We start from the raw sequence: 17,537 nt of genomic DNA, 5'->3' as shown, positions 1-17,537 counted from the left end.
GCGTTTCCGCGTTCGGCCAGAGCACGAAGGGCTGAGTGCAGGGTGTTGACGGTGCGCTGGTTGACCGTCTGCCCGCGGCCGGGGGCGAGTTTGATGGGCACGGTGAGCCGGTCGGCTTCGCCTTCGTAGCCGAGGTCGCCCAGCGCGGCGTGGGTGTCGTCGGTGAACGCGGCCAGGCCCTCGAGCAGCCCGGGGTGGGTACGGGCGCAGCGGGTGTCGTGCTCGCGGCCCGGCCGCACGTCGCTGGTCCATAGCGGCCATCCATCAGGTGCGGTGAGGACCTGGATGTTCCCGCCGTGGCGGCGGTGCTTGCCCGACCACCACAGGTCGACCCCGGGGGTGAGGCCGAGCGCGCGGCACCGGTCGGTGGCGATCAGGGTGCCGTCGAGATTCACGTGGGTGTGCCCGGCTGTGCGGGCGGCGAGCAGGGCTCCGTGCAGGCCGGGTGCGGCCGCGGCGAGGACGTCGATGCCTTCGTGCAGGTAACGGTAGGCCGTTGCAGTGCTGATCGCGTTGTCACCGGCCGAACATCGGACCCGGGTAGCATCACAGAACCAGCGGATCACCAGCACTGCCTGGGCGAACGGGGTCAACGCCCGCCGCCGGGTGCCACGTCGACGGCGTTGAAGGACCAGGAGCCGCGCCAGATAGGCCACGGTGCGCTCCCCGATCGGGAGGACAGCGGTGTAGGTGACAGGATCAGACATGCAGGACCTCGGTGACGGTGTCGATCTGTGCTGGACCGAACCGATCTACCGGGGTCCTGCCCCGTTCCCGCTCATCTCACCACCCTCGGCGTGTCGCCACGACCTGCCACCCCGCTACTGAGAACACCTCAGTACATGTTCGCCCGCTACGCCGACTCCCTGCAGCTGGGCTGCGACTGCCTCGGCGACATCCACTACCTCGACGCGGTGGTCGCCGACGACCTCGGCAACCCGCGCACGATCACCAACGCCATCTGCCTGCACGAGGAGGACCACGGCGTCCTCTGGAAGCACACCGACATCTTCACCGGCGCCCGCGAGGTGCGCCGCCAGCGCCGCCTGGTGATCTCCTTCTTCACCCCGATCGGCAACTACGACTACGGCTTCTACTGGTACCTCTACCTCGACGGCACCATCGAGCTGGAGTGCAAGGCGACCGGCATCGTGTTCACCTCGGGCACGCCGGGCGAGTACGCCACCGAGGTCGCCCCGGGCCTGGGTGCGCCGTTCCACCAGCACCTGTTCTCGGCGCGGCTGGACATGACCGTCGACGGCACGGCGAACGCCGTCGAGGAGGTCGAGGCGGTCCGTGTGCCGATGGGCGAGGGCAACCCCCACGGCAACGCGTTCGCCCGGTCGGCGACCCGGCTGACCCGCGAGTCCCACGCCCAGCGGGACGCCGACCCGGGGTCGGGGCGGGTCTGGCACGTCGTCAACACCGAGAAGACCAACACGCTGGGACGCCCGGTCGGCTACGTCCTGCACCCGCACGGGCAGCCCACGCTGCTGGCGGACCCGGCGTCGTCGATCCACGCGCGGGCGACGTTCGCCTCGAAGGCGCTGTGGGTGACCCGCTACCACCCGGCGCAGCGCTACCCGGCCGGTGACTTCGTCAACCAGAACCCGGGTGGGGACGGGCTGCCGTCCTGGGTGGCAGCGGACCGCGACCTCGACGGCCAGGACGTCGTGCTGTGGCACACCTTCGGGCTGACCCACTTCCCGCGCCCGGAGGACTGGCCGGTCATGCCGGTCGACCACACCGGCTTCGTGCTCAAGCCGGCCGGGTTCTTCGACCGCAACCCCACCCTCGACGTCCCGCCGGCGCCGACGAGCTGCCACTGACCGCCCCCTCCCGGCCGGCGCCGCCCAGGTCGTCCCGCCGCCGCACGGGTTCGGGCCCGTGCGGCGGCCCCGGCACCCGTGCGGCGCGCGCGGGTGCCCGACGACGGGCGGGGTGTGACGACGGCGCCGGGCCGGGCGGGGCGCGGCGGTGGCGGACTAGGGTCGGTCCCGACCACTCCACCCCGTCGCACCAGGAGGAACCCCGTGGCTCTCGCCGCCGGTGACCAGATCCCCGACGTCACCCTGATGACCCCGTCCGCCGAGGGGCCGAAGCCCGTGCAGAGTGCCTCGGTGCTCGGCACCGGCACCGTCGTGCTGTTCGGTGTGCCCGGCGCGTTCACCCCGGCCTGCTCCGACACCCACCTGCCCGGCTTCGTCCTGCGCCGCGACGAGCTCAAGGCCAAGGGCGTCGACACCGTGGCCTGCACCTCGGTCAACGACGCGTTCGTCCTGGAGGCCTGGGCCGAGTCCCGCGGCGCCGGCGACGCGGTGCTCATGCTCGCCGACGGCAACGGCGACTTCGCGAAGACCGCCGGCCTGGACATGGACGGCTCGTCGTTCGGGCTCGGCACCCGCTCGAAGCGCTACGCCGCGATCGTCACCGACGGCGTCGTGCGCTGGATCGGTGTCGAGGACGTCCCGTCCTCGGTGGACGTCTCCGGCGTCGAGTCGGTGCTCGCGCAGCTCTGAGGTTCCGGGCCGACCGGCACGCGGGCCTACACTGGCCCGCGTGCCGAAGGTCCTGGGCTCGCTCGCCACGCACCGCGAGCAGGTCCGTGAGCGCGTGTTCGACGCGCTGCGTGTGCAGCTCTACGAGCGCGGCTTCGACACGGTGACCCTGTCCGGGGTCGCCTCGGCCGCCGGTGTGGGGCGTTCGGCGCTCTACAACCACTTCCCCGACCGCCAGGCCCTGCTCGTCGCCTTCGTCGAGCACGAGGCGCAGCGCTACGTCGCCGACCTCGACGCCGCGCTGGCCGATGCGCCGGGCCCGCGTGAACGCCTCGCCACCTTCGCCCGGCTCCAGCTGCGCCGCCTCGCCGAGTTCCACCTCCCGCCCGGCCAGGCACTGGCCGGCGCGCTCGACCCGGCCGCCTACCGCCGGATCGCCGCGCACGCCGACCCCATCGGGGACCGCCTGGTGGCGGTGCTGCGCGAGGGCGCGGCCGCGGGCTGCATGGTCGACGACGACCCCCGGGTGCTCGCCGTCGTCGTCGCCGGGGCGCTGTCGAGCAGGCGGATCGTCGACGTCGACCCGGCCGATCTCGACGCCACGGTGGAGACCGCCGTCGCGGCCGTGCTGCGAGCGGTCTCGACGGTTGCGCGCGACTGAGGCTAGCCTTACTCGCGTTCGCGCCCTAGCATCGTGATCTGACACGGTGTCAGATCCGGCGCCGTGCCGTCGCACCAGACGTCACGTCACGGGAGGGCCGATGGCCGCCACGACCCCCATCGCGGGCACGCTGTCCGCCGATCTCAGCCAGGCCACCTGGGCGGTGCACGAGCGGGCGCACCAGTGCAGCTACTTCGGGGCACTGTTCGACGGCGCCCTCCCCCTGGACGCGTACACGCTGCTCGCCGAGCAGTACATCGCGATCTACACCGCGCTGGAGGCGACCGGGGACGTCCTGGCCGCCGACCCGGTCGCGGCCCCGTTCGTCATCGATGAGCTCCGCCGGGTGCCCGCGCTGCACGCCGATCTCGACGCACTGGGCGGCGGGGTCCCGCGAGTCCTGCCCTCGACGGCGGCCTACGTGGCGCGGCTGCGCGAGACCGCGGCGGACCCGGCGCTGTTCGTGGCGCACCACTACACCCGCTACCTGGGCGACCTGGCCGGCGGCCAGGTCGTCGGGAAGATCCTGCAGCGCACCTACGGCATCGACGGGCCGGGGCGGCTGTTCTACGACTTCACGGCCCTCGGCAATCCCTCGACGTTCCGGGCCCGCTACCGCGCCCTGCTCGACGAGGCCCCCTGGACCCCGGCGCAGCGCGAGCGGCTGCTCGCCGAGGCGGTGCACGCCTTCGAGCTGAACATCGCCGTGCTCACCGAGATGGCGCAGGAGGTCGGGCTCGGGCAGCCGCTGGCGTCCTGAGCCGGAATCGGGGGAACTAGGATCGACGCCCGTCCCCCGACCACGATCCCAGGAGTGTCCCGGTGTCCAGCCCCGGCATCGACCCGGACGAGCTCGCGACCGCGCTGAAGGTACTGGCCCAGGTCGACGAGCTGCCACCCGAACACCCCGACGCCGTGGTCGTCCGGCGGGCGACCGCCGGGATCTGGAAGTCGGTGCGGCTGCGGCGTCGCGCGGAGAAGCGCCAGGCCGAGAAGTCCTCCGACGAGGCCGTCACCGCCGCCACCGCGACCGGCGCGGCCGGGCGCATCGACGACGAGACCGCCGGGATCCCGCTGGTGTCGACCACCCCCGGCGCGACCGCGGGGACGCTGCACCGCGCCCGCGGCTGCTACGTGTGCAAGACGCGCTACACCGTCGTCGACGCCTTCTACCACCAGCTGTGCCAGGACTGCGCCGCCGCGCACCGCGCCCACCGCGAGGCCCGCACCGACCTGACCGGGCGCCGCGCACTGCTCACCGGCGGCCGCGCCAAGATCGGGATGTACATCGCGCTGCGGCTGCTGCGCGACGGCGCGCACCTCACGATCACCACCCGCTTCCCGCGTGACGCCGCCCGCCGCTTCGCCGCGCTGCCCGACTCCGGGCAGTGGCTGCACCGGCTGCGGGTGATCGGGGTGGACCTGCGCGACCCGGCCCAGGTCGTCGCGGTCGCCGACGAGGTCGCTGCCGCCGGCCCGCTCGACATCCTGGTGAACAACGCCGCACAGACGGTGCGCCGCTCCCCCGGCTCGTACTCCGCGCTGGAGGCGGCCGAGCAGGAGGAGCTGCCCGCGGGCGAGCTGCCGGAGATCGTGTCGTTCACCAGCGCCTCGCGCGAGCACCCGGTCCTGCTCGCCGGGGCGGTCCCGGGCGGGCGCGACCTGGCCGCGCTGGCGACGACGGCCCGTTCGGCGTCGCCGGAGCGGATCGCCGACGGCACCGCGGTCGACGCGGGCGGGCTGCTCCCCGACACCGCGGCGGTCAACAGCTGGGTCGACCACGTCCAGCACGTGGACCCGCTCGAGCTGCTCGAGGTGCAGCTGTGCAACCAGACGGCGCCGTTCGTGCTGGTCTCGCGACTGCGCCCGGCGATGGCGGCGTCGAGCGCACGCAACAAGTACGTCGTGAACGTCTCGGCGATGGAGGGCGTGTTCGGCCGCGGCTACAAGGGCCCCGGGCACCCGCACACCAACATGGCCAAGGCCGCGCTGAACATGCTGACCCGCACCAGTGCCGGGGAGATGTTCGCGACCGACCGGATCCTGATGACCGCGGTGGACACCGGCTGGATCACCGACGAGCGGCCGCACCCGATGAAGCTGCGCCTGGCCGAGGAGGGGTTCCACGCCCCGCTCGACCTCGCCGACGGCGCCGCCCGGGTCTACCACCCGATCGTCGCCGGGGAGTCCGGCGAGGACCTGCACGGAGTGTTCCTGAAGAACTACCGCGTGTCGTCCTGGTAGAGGGGTCCGGCCGTCCCTGTCGGGGGTCGCCGCTACCGTGCGGTCCGTGCTGGAGATCCATCGGGCCGAACGCGCCGACACCCTCGTGGAGGCGCTCGCCGACGTGCTGGCGGTCGGCTCGGGTGACCCGTTCGCGGCCGAGACCGTCGCGGTCCCCGAGCGCGGGGTGGAGCGCTGGCTGGCCCAGCGGCTGGCACACCGGCTCGGTGCGGGGCCGGGCAGCGGCGGGGTCTGCGCGAACGTCCGGTTCCCGGCCCCGGCCGCGCTGCTCGGCGGGGTCGTCGCGCACGTCACCGGCACGGACCCGGCGACCGACCCGTGGTCGCCCGGCCGGTCGGTGTGGACGCTGCTGGAGCTGATCGACGACGCCGTCGCCACGTCCGGGGACGACCGGTTCACCGCCCTGGCCGCACACCTGGAGCGTGGTGGGCACGGCCGCCGCTACGCGCTCGCCCGCACACTGGCCGGGCTGTTCGGCTCCTACGCCACCCACCGCCCCGAGCTGCTGCGCCGCTGGCGCGCCGGGGAGGACGCGGTGCCCGCCGACCTGCGGTGGCAGCCCGAGCTGTGGCGGCGCCTGCGCACGGCGCTCGGGGTCCCCGGTCCCGCCGAGCGGCTCGACGAGGCGGTGGCCCTGCTGCGCGGGGGCGCCGACCCGGGACCGGAGGTGGGGCCGCGGCTGTCGTTGTTCGGCCCGACCCGGCTGGCCGCCGAGCACCTGGCCGTCCTGGAGTCCCTCGCGGCGCACCGGGAGGTCCACCTGTGGCTGCCGCACCCGTCGCCGGTGATGTGGGAGGCGGTGCGCGCCGGGCGTTCGCCGGGGGTGCCGTCGCGTGCCACCGACACCAGCGCCGAGGCGGTCCGTCACCCGCTGCTGCACTCGCTCGGCCGCGACACCCGGGAGCTGGCGCTGCGGCTGCCCCCGGCCGGGCCCACGGTGGCCGACACCCACCACCCGGCCCCCGCCGACGCCGGCCCGCCGACGCTGCTGCGCCGCCTGCAGGCCGCGCTGCGCGACGACGCCGTGCCGCCCGCCCCCGCGGACCGTCCGCTGCTCGACCCGGCCGACCGCAGCGTCGCGCTGCACTCCTGCCACGGCCCGGACCGGCAGGTGGAGGTGCTGCGCGAGGTGCTGCTCGGGCTGCTCGCCGCGGACCCGGACCTGGAGCCGCGCGACATCATCGTCATGTGCCCGGACATCGAGGTGTTCGCGCCGCTGATCACCGCCTCCTTCGGTCTCGCCCCGGACGCGGACACCCCGGACGGCGCGGGCCCGTCCCGCGAGGAGCTGCACCCCGGGCACCGGCTGCGGGTGCGCCTGGCCGACCGGGCGCTGCGCCAGGCGAACCCGCTGCTGGGCACCGTGTCGTCGCTGCTGGAGCTCGCCGGGTCCCGGGTCAGTGCCTCCCAGGTGCTCGACCTGGTCGCCTCCGCCCCGGTGCGGCGCCGCTTCCGCTTCGACGACGACGCGCTGGAGCGGCTGTCCGAGCTGGTCACCGCGGCCGGGGTGCGGTGGGGGCTCGACGCCGCGCACCGCCGGCCCTACCGGCTCGAGGGGATCGGGCAGAACACCTGGCGGGCCGGTCTGGACCGGATGCTCGTCGGCGTCGCGATGGCCGAGACACCGGGCGCCCCGGCCTGGCTGGGCACCGCGCTGCCGCTGGACGAGGTCGACTCCTCCGACGTGGACCTGGTCGGGCGGCTCGCCGAGTTCGTCGACCGGCTCGCGACCGTGCTCGGTGCGCTGCGCGGGCCGCAGCCGCTGTCGGCGTGGGTGGACGCGCTGGTCGAGGGGCTGTCGGCGCTGACCGACACCACCCCGACCGACGCCTGGCAGGCCGGGCAGGCGCGCGCGGAGCTGGCCGACGTCGTCGCGTCCGCGGGGCCGCAGGCCGCCACCGTCGACCTCGACCTGCCCGACGTGCGCGGTCTGCTCGCCGAGCGGCTGCGCGGTCGGCCCAGCCGGGCGAACTTCCGGACCGGCACGCTGACCGTCGCGACGCTGGTCCCGATGCGGGCCGTCCCGCACAAGGTGGTGTGCCTGCTGGGCTGCGACGACGGGGTGTTCCCCCGCGCCGGCGCCCCCGACGGGGACGACGTGCTGGCCCGGGACCCCGTCGTCGGCGAGCGCGACCCGCGCGGGGAGGACCGCCAGCTGCTGCTCGACGCGATCTGCTCGGCCACCCGGCACCTGGTCGTGGTGTCCTCCGGCGCCGACGAGCGCACCGGGGCCGACCGACCGCCGTCGGTACCGGTCGGGGAGCTGTGCGACGCGATCGACGCCTGCGTGCGGACCACCTCCGGCACCCCCGCCTCACGGGCGCTGCGGGCCCGGCACCCGCTGCAGCCCTTCGACCGGCGCAACTTCACCCCCGGCGCGCTGCTGGCCGACGGGCCGTTCAGCTTCGACCGGGCCGCGCTGCGCGGCGCCGAGGCCGCGGCCGGGCCGCGCACCGTGAACCCGCTGTTCGGCGCGGACCCGCTGCCCCCGCCGGAGGACCCGCCGGACGGGGTGGTCGAGCTCGACGAGCTGGTCGCGTTCGTCGAGCACCCGGTGCGGGCGTTCCTGCGCCAGCGGGTGCGCGTGCTGCCGCCGGAGGAGAACGTCGAGCCCGACGACGCGCTGCCGGTCGAGCTCGACGGGCTGGCCACCTGGAAGATCGGTGACCGGCTGCTGACCGACCGGCTCGCCGGGGCCGCACCGCAGGCCGTGGCGCGGGCCGAGACGCTGCGCGGGGACCTCCCACCCGGAGGGATCGGCCACCGGGTCCTCACCGAGGTCGGCGGGCAGGTCGAGCCGCTGGTCGCCGTCGCCGCGTCGGTCGCGACCGGCGAGGCGGGCTCGCAGGACCTCGTCGCGCAGCTCACCGGCACCCCCGAGGACGGCCGCGCCGTCGCCGGGACGGTGCCGGGCCTGCACGGCGACGTCGTGGTGCGTGTCGAGTACTCGCGGCTCAAGGCCAAGCACCGGCTGCGGGCCTGGGTGCAGCTGCTCGCGCTCACCGCCGCACACCCCGGCCGGTCCTGGACGGCGGTGACCGTCGGCCGCGGACCCGGCGGCGCCGCCCGCTCGGTGCTCGGCCCGGTCGACCCCGGCCTGGCCCGTCGCACCCTGGCCGACCTGGTCGCGCTGCGCCGCGAGGGGCTGCGGGCGCCGCTGCCGCTGCCGACCGACGCCGCCGCCGTCTACGCCCGCAACCGCGCCCGCGGCGTGGTGCCCGCCAACGCGTTCGCCGCGGCGGAGAGCGAGTGGTCGCGCTTCGAGCACGCCGAGGCCCCGCACGTCTTCGTCCGGGGCGGTGCGGGCGGCCCACTGGTCGTCCGTCCCGAGCCCGGCTCCGGCGGTGAGCCCACCCGGTTCGGGGAGCTCGCCGTCCGGTTGTGGGTACCGCTGCTCGACCACGAGAGGCAGGACGCGCCGTGAGCACCACGAGCCTGCTGTCGGCACCGACCTTCGACGTCGACGGCCCGCTGCCGACCGGCACCGTCGTGCTGGAGGCGAGCGCGGGGACGGGCAAGACCTACACGATCGCCGCGCTCGCGACCCGCTACGTCGCCGAGGGCGTCGCCGACCTGGACCGGCTGATGCTGGTCACCTTCGGCCGCGACGCCACCCAGGAGCTGCGCGAGCGGGTCCGGGAGCGGCTGGTGGGCACCGAGCGTGCGCTGGCCGCGGTGCTCGCCGGCGCCACCCCGCCGACTCCCGACGCCGACCCGGTCGTCGCGCACCTGGCCGCCACCGACCCGGCCGAGCTGGAGCGGCGCCGGGCCCGGCTGGCCGTGGCCTCGGCGTCGTTCGACGCGGCCACGATCGCCACCACCCACCAGTTCTGCATGCAGATGCTGGCGGGGCTGGGCGTGGCCGGGGACAACGACCCGGACGCGGAGTTCGTCGACCACGTCGACGACGTCGTCACCGAGGTCGTCGACGACTTCTACGTGCGCAAGTACGCCGCACCGAACGCGGGCCGCCCGGCGTTCGACCGGGCCGCGGCGCTCGCGCTGGCCCGCCGCGCCGTCGGCGACCCGCAGGCCGAGCTGGAGCCCCGCGACGCCGACCCGACCACCCCGGCCGCCACCCGCTACGGCTTCGCCTCCGCGGTGCGCCGCGAGGTCGACGCCCGCAAGCGGCGCGCCCGCATCTACAGCTACGACGACATGCTCACCCGCCTCGCGACGGCGCTGCGCGACCCGGTCCGCGGCCCCGCCGCCCGGGAACGGCTCCGGTCGCGGTTCTCGGTGGTGCTCGTCGACGAGTTCCAGGACACCGACCCGCTGCAGTGGGAGATCCTCTCCCTGGCCTTCCACTCCGCCCCGGGGACCACCCTGGTGCTGATCGGCGACCCGAAGCAGGCGATCTACGCCTTCCGCGGCGCCGACGTGCACAGCTACCTGCGGGCCGCCGACGCGGCGGCGACGAAGCGCACCCTGTCGACGAACCGCCGCAGCGACGCCGCGCTGCTCACCGCGCTGGACGGGGTGTTCGGCGAGGCCACCCTCGGCGACCCCGGGATCGTCGTCCACCCGGTCCGGGCCCACCACACCGGGCGGCGGCTGACCGCCCGGCACGACGCCCCGCTGCGGCTGCGGCTGGTCGACCGGGACCGGCTCGACCTGACCGGGCGCGGCCTGGCCCGGGCCAAGGGCGCCCGCGCGGTCGTGGCCCGCGACGTCGCCGTCGACCTGTCGCAGCTGCTCGACGGCACCGCCCGCTTCGCGGGGGACCAGCTGCGCCCCGGCCAGGTCGCGGTGCTGGTACGGACCAACGCCCAGGGCCTGCTGGTGCGGGACGCCTGCGCCGAGGCCGGGGTGCCCGCCGTGCTCACCGGCACCAGCAGCGTGTTCACCACGCCGGTCGCCGCGGAGTGGCTGACGCTGCTGGAGGCCGTCGAGCAGCCGCAACGCTCGATGCGGCTGCGCGCCGCCGCGCTGACCCGGTTCGTCGGGCACACCGTCGCCGACCTGTGCGGGCCCGACGCCGAGGGACTGGTCGACCAGCTCGGCGCGGACCTGCGGGCCTGGCACCAGGTCCTCGCCGAGCGCGGGGTCGCGGCGCTGCAGGAGGCGGTGTTCGCCCGCTACGCCCCCGCCGAACGCCTGCTGCGCAGCCCCGACGGCGAGCGCGACCTCACCGACGTGCGCCACGTCGGCCAGGTGCTGCACTCCGCGGCGCTGGAACGACACCTGGGCCCGACGGCCCTCACCGAGTGGCTGCGGCACCGGATCGGCGAGGCCGCCCGCGACACCTCGGCCGAGCGGAGCCGGCGGTTGGAGTCCGACGCCGACGCCGTCCAGATCGTGACGGTGCACCGGTCGAAGGGGCTCGAGTTCCCGGTGGTGTACCTGCCCTTCGCGTGGGACCGCTGGGTCGACGACCGGCCCGAGACGCTGCTCTACCACGACACCCCGCCCGGCTCCGACGGTCCGCGGCGGCTGCTCGACGTCGGCGGGTCCACCGGCCCGGACCGCACCCGGCGCACCGCGCTGCACCAGGCCGAGGAGGCCGGCGAGGACCTCCGCCTGCTGTACGTGGCACTCACCCGCGCCTGCAGCCAGGTCGTCGCCTGGTGGGTCCCCGGGGCCACGACGGCGGCGTCGTCGCTGCACCGGGTGCTGTTCGGGCACGCCGGGCCCGGCACGGATCCGGAGCCGACCGCGAAGGTCCCCGGGGACGCGAACGCGCTGGCGTTCCTGCGGGAACGGCTCGCCCCGGCCGGCGCGTCGGTGGAGACCGTGAGCGACCGCGACCCCGTCGAGCGCACACCGGTCCCGCCGGACGCCGAGCCGGCCGTCGCGACGTTCGCCCGCACCCTGGACACCGCGTGGCGGCGCACCTCCTACACCGCGCTGACCGCGGCGGCGCACGCCGCGCACCACCCGCACCCGGCCGTCGACGCCGAGCCGGAGCCGGTCGCGACCGCACCCGGGGTGCTGACCGAGCCCGAGGACGAGGGCATCGTCGACGAGCCCGACGCGGCTCCGCTCCCCGGTGCCGGCGGGGGCATCGCAACGGGCGCCGCCGATCCGGCCACGTTCCCCTCCCCCATGGCCGACCTGCCCTCGGGCACCGGGTTCGGCACCCTGGTGCACGCCGTGCTGGAGCACCTCGACACCACCACCGCGGCCGGGGGCGACACCGCGCTGCGCGCCGAGGTCGTCGCGCACGTCACCGAGGAGCTGCGCCACCAGCCGGCCGACCTCGATCCCGACGAGCTCGCCGACGCGCTCGTCCCGGTGCTGCGGACCCCGCTCGGGCCGATCGCGTCCGGGCTCGCGCTGGCCGACATCGCCCCGGGCGACCGGCTGTCCGAGCTGGACTTCGAGCTGCCGTTGTGCGGCGGTGACACCCCGACCGGGCGGCTCACCCTGTCCGGGCTGGCCGCCGCGGTACGCAGGCATCTCGGGCCCGACGACCCACTGCACGGCTACGCCGACCTGCTCGACTCCCCCGACCTCGCCGGGCAGCCGCTGCGCGGCTACCTGACCGGCAGCATCGACTCGGTGCTGCGGATCCGCGACGGGGCCGGGCAGCGGTACCTCGTCGTGGACTACAAGACGAACTGGCTGGGCCCGACCGGCCCGTCCGGCCGCGACCCGCTGACCGCGGCGCACTACACCGCCGACCGGCTGGCCACGGCGATGGCCGACGCGCACTACCCGCTGCAGGCGCTGCTGTACGCCGTCGCACTGCACCGCTACCTGCGGTGGCGGCTGCCCGGCTACGACCCGGACACCCACCTCGGCGGGGTCGGCTACCTGTTCCTGCGTGGCATGTGCGGGCCGGACACCCCGGTCACCGGGTCCGGGCCGCTGGCCGCGCCCTGCGGGGTCTTCGCCTGGCGGCCACCCGCCGCCCTGGTCGAGGAGCTGTCGGACCTGCTGGACGGAGGCACCCCGTGACGACGACCGCACACTCCACCCCGGCAGCGACGGCAGCACCGACGGTGCCACCGGCCCCCGAACGGGACCCGTTCGGCCCGCGGGCCGCCCGCACCGCGACGGGGGTGCTCGCCGCGTTCAACGAGGCCGAGATCCTCGCACCGGGAGACATCCACGTCGCCCGGCGGCTCGCCGCCCTCGGCGGGCGCGGCGACCCGACCGCCGCCGCCGATCCGGCCACCGCCGAACCCGAACCCGTGGTGCTGGCCGCCGCGCTCGCCGTCCGCGCGATCCGCAACGGCTCGGTGTGCGTGGACCTGGCGAGCGCCGCGGACACGACCGCCGGCGAGGGCGAGGTCGCCGTCGACGTCTCCGGGCTGCCCTGGCCGGAGCCCGCGGTGTGGCGCGCAGCGTGCGCGGCGAGCCCGCTGGTCGCCGTCGGCGAGGACGGTCCGGCCGGACGGCCGCTGCGCCTGCTCGGGGACCTGCTCTACCTGGAGCGCTACTGGCAGGAGGAGGAGCTGGTCCGGCGCGAGTTCACCGCGCGCGCCGGACCGGTGGCGGCCGTCGACCCCGACCGGCTGTGCGCGGCGCTGGACCGCCTGCTCGGCGACCCCGGCGCCGAACGGCAGCGCCTCGCCGCCGCGGTCGCCGCGCTGCGACCGGTCGCCGTGATCGCCGGTGGCCCCGGCACGGGCAAGACGACGACGGTCGCGGCGCTGCTCGCCGTCCTGCACGACCTGCACCGCGCGACCGCCCCGCCGGGGGCGCCGGCTCTGCGGGTGGCGCTCGCCGCGCCGACCGGGAAGGCCGCGGCCCGGCTGACCCAGTCCGTCGCCGAGGCCCACGGGCGGCTGCCGGAGACCGACCGGGCCGCCGTCGCGGGGGCGACCGCGTCGACGCTGCACCGGCTGCTGGGCTCGCGGGGCACCTCGGGCCGGTTCCGCCACCACCGCGGCAACCGGCTGCCGCACGACGTCGTGGTCGTCGACGAGACGTCGATGGTGTCGCTGACGATGATGGCGCGGCTGCTGGAGGCCGTCCGCCCCGACGCCCGGCTGGTGCTGGTCGGGGACCCGGACCAGCTCGCGTCGGTGGAGGCCGGCGCGGTGCTCGGCGACCTCGCCGCCGCGGGCGGCCGGGCCGAGCCCGCGCTGCAGGACGCACTGGCCGCCTGCGGCGCGTTCCGCGTGGACCGGCCCGTCCCGGCATCCGGTACCGCGGGCACCCCGGCGCCCGCCGAGCCCGGACCACCCGTCGCGGTGCGCAACGGGGTGGTGCGGCTGGAGCGCAACTGGCGCTTCGGTGGCACGATCGCGGACTTCGCGGCCGCCGTGCAGGACGACGACGCCGACACCGCCGTCGCCCTGCTGCGTCGCGGCGCCGCCGACCTGTCCTTCGTCGACGGCGACGCGGCCGAGATCGAGCCGTCCCGGCTGGACACCTTCCGCCAGGACGTGGTCCGGGCCGCGGTGGACGTGATCGGGGCGGCCGATGCCGGGGACTCCGCACGGGTGCTGCGGGTGCTCGACGACCACCGCGTCCTCTGCGCGCACCGCCGCGGCCCGCACGGGGTGGCCCGCTGGACCGCGGAGATCGAGCGGTGGATCGAGACCGAGCGTCCCGGATTCGCCACCGAGGCCCCCTGGTACCCGGGGCGTCCGTTGCTGGTCACCACGAACGACTACGACCTCGGGCTGTTCAACGGCGACACCGGGGTCGTGGTCCGGACCGGGTCCGGGCGCCGCGCGGTGTTCGCCCGGGACAACTCCTCGGTCGCGTTCGAGCCGGCCCGGCTCGGTGGTGTCAGCACCGTCCACGCGATGACGGTGCACCGCAGCCAGGGCAGCCAGTTCCGGCGGATCACCGTCGTGCTGCCGCCCGCGGACTCGCCGCTGATGACCCGTGAGCTGCTCTACACCGCCGTCACCCGGGCGAAGGAGGCCGTGCGGATCATCGGCACCGAGGAGGCGGTGCGCGCCGCGATCGGCCGCCCGGCCGGGCGTGCGAGCGGCCTGCAGCAGCGGCTCGGGACCTGAGGTCCCGGGTCACGCCGGCGCGGGCACGGCTCACGCGGCCGGCGGGGCCTGCTGCTTCTGCTTGCGGCCCGCCTGCACCGAGACGAGCACCACCAGTGCCAGGCTGATCCACAGTGCGTACTTGTCGATGGCGAGCACCACGTCGACGGCGTGCTGCCCGAGCCCGAACCCGAGCCCGGCGACGAGTCCGGTGATCAGTGCGGCACCGATCGCGTCGAACAGCAGAAAGGTCCAGAGCCGCATCTTCCCCAGGCCGGCGACGGCGAACACCGCCGCGGCGGGGATGCCGGGCAGCGCGGACGCGACGACGGCGATCGGCATCGCCCAGCGCGGCCAGCTGCGGATCCGGCCGACGAACCGCTTCGCGAGGTCACCGGGCGCCCACAACGCGACGATCTTCTCGCCCCACCGGCGCCCGGCCAGCCAGAACAACCAGTCGAACTTGATCATCCCGAACACGCCGGCGGCGATCACGGCCCACAGGTCCGCCTCACCGATCCGGGCGAACGCCGCGCCCACGCCGACCGCGGAGAGGCTGCCGGTGACCGCGGCGAGCCACACCGGGTGCGACGCCAGCAGGAACGGCCGCAGCGGCATCGTCGCCAGCATGAATACGAGCAGGCCGAGGGTGGAGAAGACGAGCACCTTGTCGCCGCGCGACATCGGGTGGTCCCACGGCATCGCGTCGCGCCAGGCCTGCTTGCCCGCCTCGATCTCCTCCGGGCTGTAGTCGCGTCGCCACCACCGTGTCCGTGCGGGGGCCTCGCCGTCCCCGCTGGGGGCCGCTCCGTCCGCGGGGGGCGCGAGCCGCTCCCCGGCGTGCGCGCCCGGCACCGCGGTCGCCACGCCGTCCGTGCCGGCAGTGCCGGCGGTGCCGCCGGTGCCGTCCGTGCGGTCCGTGCCGTCGGTGCCGCCGTCGGTGACCGGCCCGCCCCCGTGCGCGGCCCGCCCGGTGTGGTCGTTCGTCATCGTCGTCCCCTCGTCCGATGGCGTTCCCTCGGCACAGGACCCTAGGCCGGACGGGGTCCTGTCCGAATCCGCAGGGAGGACGACATGCCCACCGCCCCGTCCTCGTCCGGGCGGAGGAGGAAACCGCTCGGCGACCTCCCGCGGCGCGGCTACGCTCCCGCCCTGTGCCGCCGTCCGCCACACCGACCGACGGGCCTCTCCTCGACGCACCCGTCACCCTGCGTCCGCTGGTGCGCGCCGACCTGCCCCTGCTGCAACGCTGGCTGGCCGCGCCGCACGTGCACCGGTGGTGGTTCCACGAGACCACCGACGAGGCCCTCGAACGCGACTTCGGGGCGGGGCTGCGCGGGGAGGAACCGGGCGAGGACCTCGTCGCCGAGCTCGGCGGTGTCCCGGTCGGGCTGGTCCAACGCGCCTGCTGGGCCGACCACCCCGACGACGTCGCACAGGTCCGTGGGTTGATCGACCTCCCGCCGGGCGCGCTCGAGATCGACTACCTCATCTGCCCGGTGGAGCTGACCGGACGCGGGCTGGGCCCGCGGATCATCGCCGCGGCCGTGACCGAGGGCTGGGAGCGCTACCCGGACGCGACGGCGGTGGTCGTCCCGGTCGCCGCGGGCAACCGGACGTCGTGGCGAGCGCTGGAGAAGGCCGGGTTCCGCCGGATCGCGACCGGGGAGCTGCCCCCCGACAACCCGGCCGACCCCCCGCTGTCCCACGTGCTCCGGCTCGACCGGCCCGCCCGGCCGTCCGGGATGATGCCCGGATGACTCCTGTGACCAGCGCCGGCCTCCTGCTGCACCGGACCGGCCCGGACGGCCCGCAGGTACTGCTCGGCCACATGGGCGGACCGTTCTGGGCCCGCAAGGACGACCACGCCTGGTCACTGCCCAAGGGCGAGCACGGTCCCGACGAGAGCCCGCTCGACGCGGCCCGCCGCGAGTTCACAGAGGAGATCGGTGCCCCGCCACCCGACGGCGACCCGGTCCCGCTCGGCACGGTCCGCCAGTCCCGCAAGACCGTCACGGCCTTCGCGCTGGACGGGTCCGGCTTCACCGGCGCCGCCGCCGTCGCCGACCGTCCCGACGACGGCAGCTGGGTCGAGATGGAGTGGCCGCCCCGCTCCGGGCGCACCCTGCGCTTCCCGGAGCTGGACCGCGCCGCGTGGTTCGACCTCGCGACCGCCAGGGAGAAGATCGTGAAGGGGCAGGTGCCGCTGCTGGACAGGTTGGCGGAGCTGCTCGGGGTCGTCACCGATCGACCACGGTCTACTCCGTGACGACCCCGATGGTCTGCCAGTCGCCGTAGGTGATCCCTGAGTCGGAGGCACGCCAGTCCTGGCGACCGTTGGCAGGACGCCCGAGGACCACCGCTGCAGCCGCACTGGGGCTCGCGAAGACGGTGTCGTGCGCGAACTCTCGCCATTCGCCGCCGGCTGCCAGCGGCAGCGTTCCGTCGTCGACGAGCTGACCGTGCAGCTGCTGGTAGCCGTGGCGGGTCGGACCCCACTGCGCGCGGGCCCGGGAACCCGCCAGCACTGTGAACTCGCCGTCCACCTCGCGCGCAGACGCCACCACGCCGTCCTTCTTGGTACGCAGCTGGAACAGCGGCGCGTTCGGGAGATCGGTCCTGACGTCGGAACGATCGGTCGACCGGGCCGGCACCGGACGAAGGGATCGGAAGACGTTGATCCCGAGCACCGGGAGCACGATGCGCACCTGCTCGATGAACTGCTCCATGTCGGAGGCGTCGGCCTCGGGCAGCATCGCCGTCGAGGCAGGCTGCGTCCCGTTCACGAGCTTGGCTCGCTTGGCATCGAGGGCGATCTCGATCAGTCGGCTCTCCAGGTAGCGCACATGAGCCTTCGTGAGGTTCATGTCCTTGCTCGTGAGCAGCACCGCCCGCGACCAGAAGTCCTTCCCGTTCTTCTCCTGCGGCTGGGCGTGCCGTTTGAGACGCTCACCGACGTCGTCGGTCTCCCCGATGTAGACCAGGGTGCCTCCCGGTGAGTCCGGGTCGTCGCCGAGCAGCAGGTAGACGCCGGTGCGGCCGATCTCCGGACGCACCAGCAGCGCCGCGAGTTCCGATCTCGGAGCTGCCAGGACGTGCCCCGTCCAGTTCATGATCTCCGCCGTCAGGAGACCTCCCGGGGTGCCGTCGGCGAGGAACATGCGGACGGACTTGCCCTGGCTCATGCGTCACTCCTAGCAGAAGTCCCGGCAGCCACGCCGGTGCGTCCCGCGGACG

The 17,537-nt window shown here is 75.3% G+C and carries 12 protein-coding genes and 1 pseudogene; 10 read left to right on the top strand and 3 right to left on the bottom strand.

What is annotated here, in order from left to right:
- The coding region (locus Ae505Ps2_RS32635) for a transposase family protein (RefSeq protein WP_212567645.1) at positions 1-707 on the bottom strand (707 nt) is incomplete at its 3' end.
- Positions 708-836: 129 nt separating this feature from the next.
- On the opposite strand from Ae505Ps2_RS32635, the pseudogene Ae505Ps2_RS17210 reads away from it, so the two are divergent.
- The 8 genes and pseudogenes from Ae505Ps2_RS17210 to recD form a co-directional block, all read left to right on the top strand.
- Positions 837-1,829: pseudogene (locus Ae505Ps2_RS17210) on the top strand (tyramine oxidase); the annotation flags it as partial.
- Positions 1,830-2,033: 204 nt separating this feature from the next.
- Entirely contained in the window at positions 2,034-2,519 is a 486-nt protein-coding gene (locus Ae505Ps2_RS17205) for a peroxiredoxin (RefSeq protein WP_060712110.1), read from the top strand.
- Positions 2,520-2,559: 40 nt separating this feature from the next.
- The gene (locus tag Ae505Ps2_RS17200; RefSeq protein ID WP_075306879.1) at positions 2,560-3,159 is read left to right on the top strand and encodes a TetR/AcrR family transcriptional regulator; all 600 of its coding nucleotides are present in this window, start codon (positions 2,560-2,562) and stop codon (positions 3,157-3,159) included.
- Between the two features lie 100 nt (positions 3,160-3,259).
- A complete protein-coding gene (locus Ae505Ps2_RS17195) occupies positions 3,260-3,919 on the top strand; it encodes a biliverdin-producing heme oxygenase (protein WP_075306881.1) in 660 nt (219 codons plus the stop codon).
- Positions 3,920-3,981: 62 nt separating this feature from the next.
- Positions 3,982-5,403, top strand: a complete 1,422-nt coding sequence (locus Ae505Ps2_RS17190; RefSeq protein WP_170917053.1) for an SDR family NAD(P)-dependent oxidoreductase — start codon at positions 3,982-3,984, stop codon at positions 5,401-5,403.
- Positions 5,404-5,449: 46 nt separating this feature from the next.
- Positions 5,450-8,827, top strand: coding sequence for an exodeoxyribonuclease V subunit gamma (gene recC, locus Ae505Ps2_RS17185; protein ID WP_075311928.1), 3,378 nt, complete (start codon positions 5,450-5,452; stop codon positions 8,825-8,827).
- Entirely contained in the window at positions 8,824-12,303 is a 3,480-nt protein-coding gene (locus Ae505Ps2_RS17180) for a UvrD-helicase domain-containing protein (RefSeq protein ID WP_198932190.1), read from the top strand. The genes recC and Ae505Ps2_RS17180 overlap by 4 nt, the downstream gene beginning before the upstream one ends.
- Positions 12,300-14,321, top strand: coding sequence for an exodeoxyribonuclease V subunit alpha (gene recD / locus Ae505Ps2_RS17175; protein ID WP_212567644.1), 2,022 nt, complete (start codon positions 12,300-12,302; stop codon positions 14,319-14,321). Before Ae505Ps2_RS17180 ends, recD begins: the two co-directional genes overlap by 4 nt.
- A 30-nt stretch (positions 14,322-14,351) precedes the next feature.
- Here the strand turns inward: recD and Ae505Ps2_RS17170 are convergent, their stop codons facing one another.
- Positions 14,352-15,290, bottom strand: a complete 939-nt coding sequence (locus Ae505Ps2_RS17170) for a VTT domain-containing protein (protein ID WP_249265289.1) — start codon at positions 15,288-15,290, stop codon at positions 14,352-14,354.
- A gap of 164 nt (positions 15,291-15,454) precedes the next feature.
- Here Ae505Ps2_RS17170 and Ae505Ps2_RS17165 point away from each other — a divergent pair, with 164 nt between their 5' ends.
- Both Ae505Ps2_RS17165 and Ae505Ps2_RS17160 read left to right on the top strand, forming a co-directional pair.
- Positions 15,455-16,060 carry a GNAT family N-acetyltransferase gene (locus tag Ae505Ps2_RS17165; protein WP_075553770.1) on the top strand — a complete coding sequence of 202 codons (606 nt, stop codon included), beginning with the start codon at positions 15,455-15,457 and terminating at the stop codon, positions 16,058-16,060.
- Complete coding sequence (locus tag Ae505Ps2_RS17160) at positions 16,057-16,569, top strand: NUDIX domain-containing protein (RefSeq protein WP_075306885.1); 513 nt, start codon at positions 16,057-16,059, stop codon at positions 16,567-16,569. Before Ae505Ps2_RS17165 ends, Ae505Ps2_RS17160 begins: the two co-directional genes overlap by 4 nt.
- On the opposite strand, the gene Ae505Ps2_RS17155 is transcribed toward Ae505Ps2_RS17160, so the two are convergent.
- Entirely contained in the window at positions 16,559-17,485 is a 927-nt protein-coding gene (locus Ae505Ps2_RS17155; RefSeq protein WP_075306887.1) for a GIY-YIG nuclease family protein, read from the bottom strand. The two genes, Ae505Ps2_RS17160 and Ae505Ps2_RS17155, sit on opposite strands and share 11 nt — an antisense overlap.
- Positions 17,486-17,537: the final 52 nt, after the last annotated feature.

This window comes from Pseudonocardia sp. Ae505_Ps2 (assembly GCF_001932425.1).
In the GTDB taxonomy this organism is placed as follows: domain Bacteria; phylum Actinomycetota; class Actinomycetes; order Mycobacteriales; family Pseudonocardiaceae; genus Pseudonocardia.
Note: the sequence above shows the minus strand (reverse complement) of the source record. Positions and strands in the feature narration are given on the sequence as shown.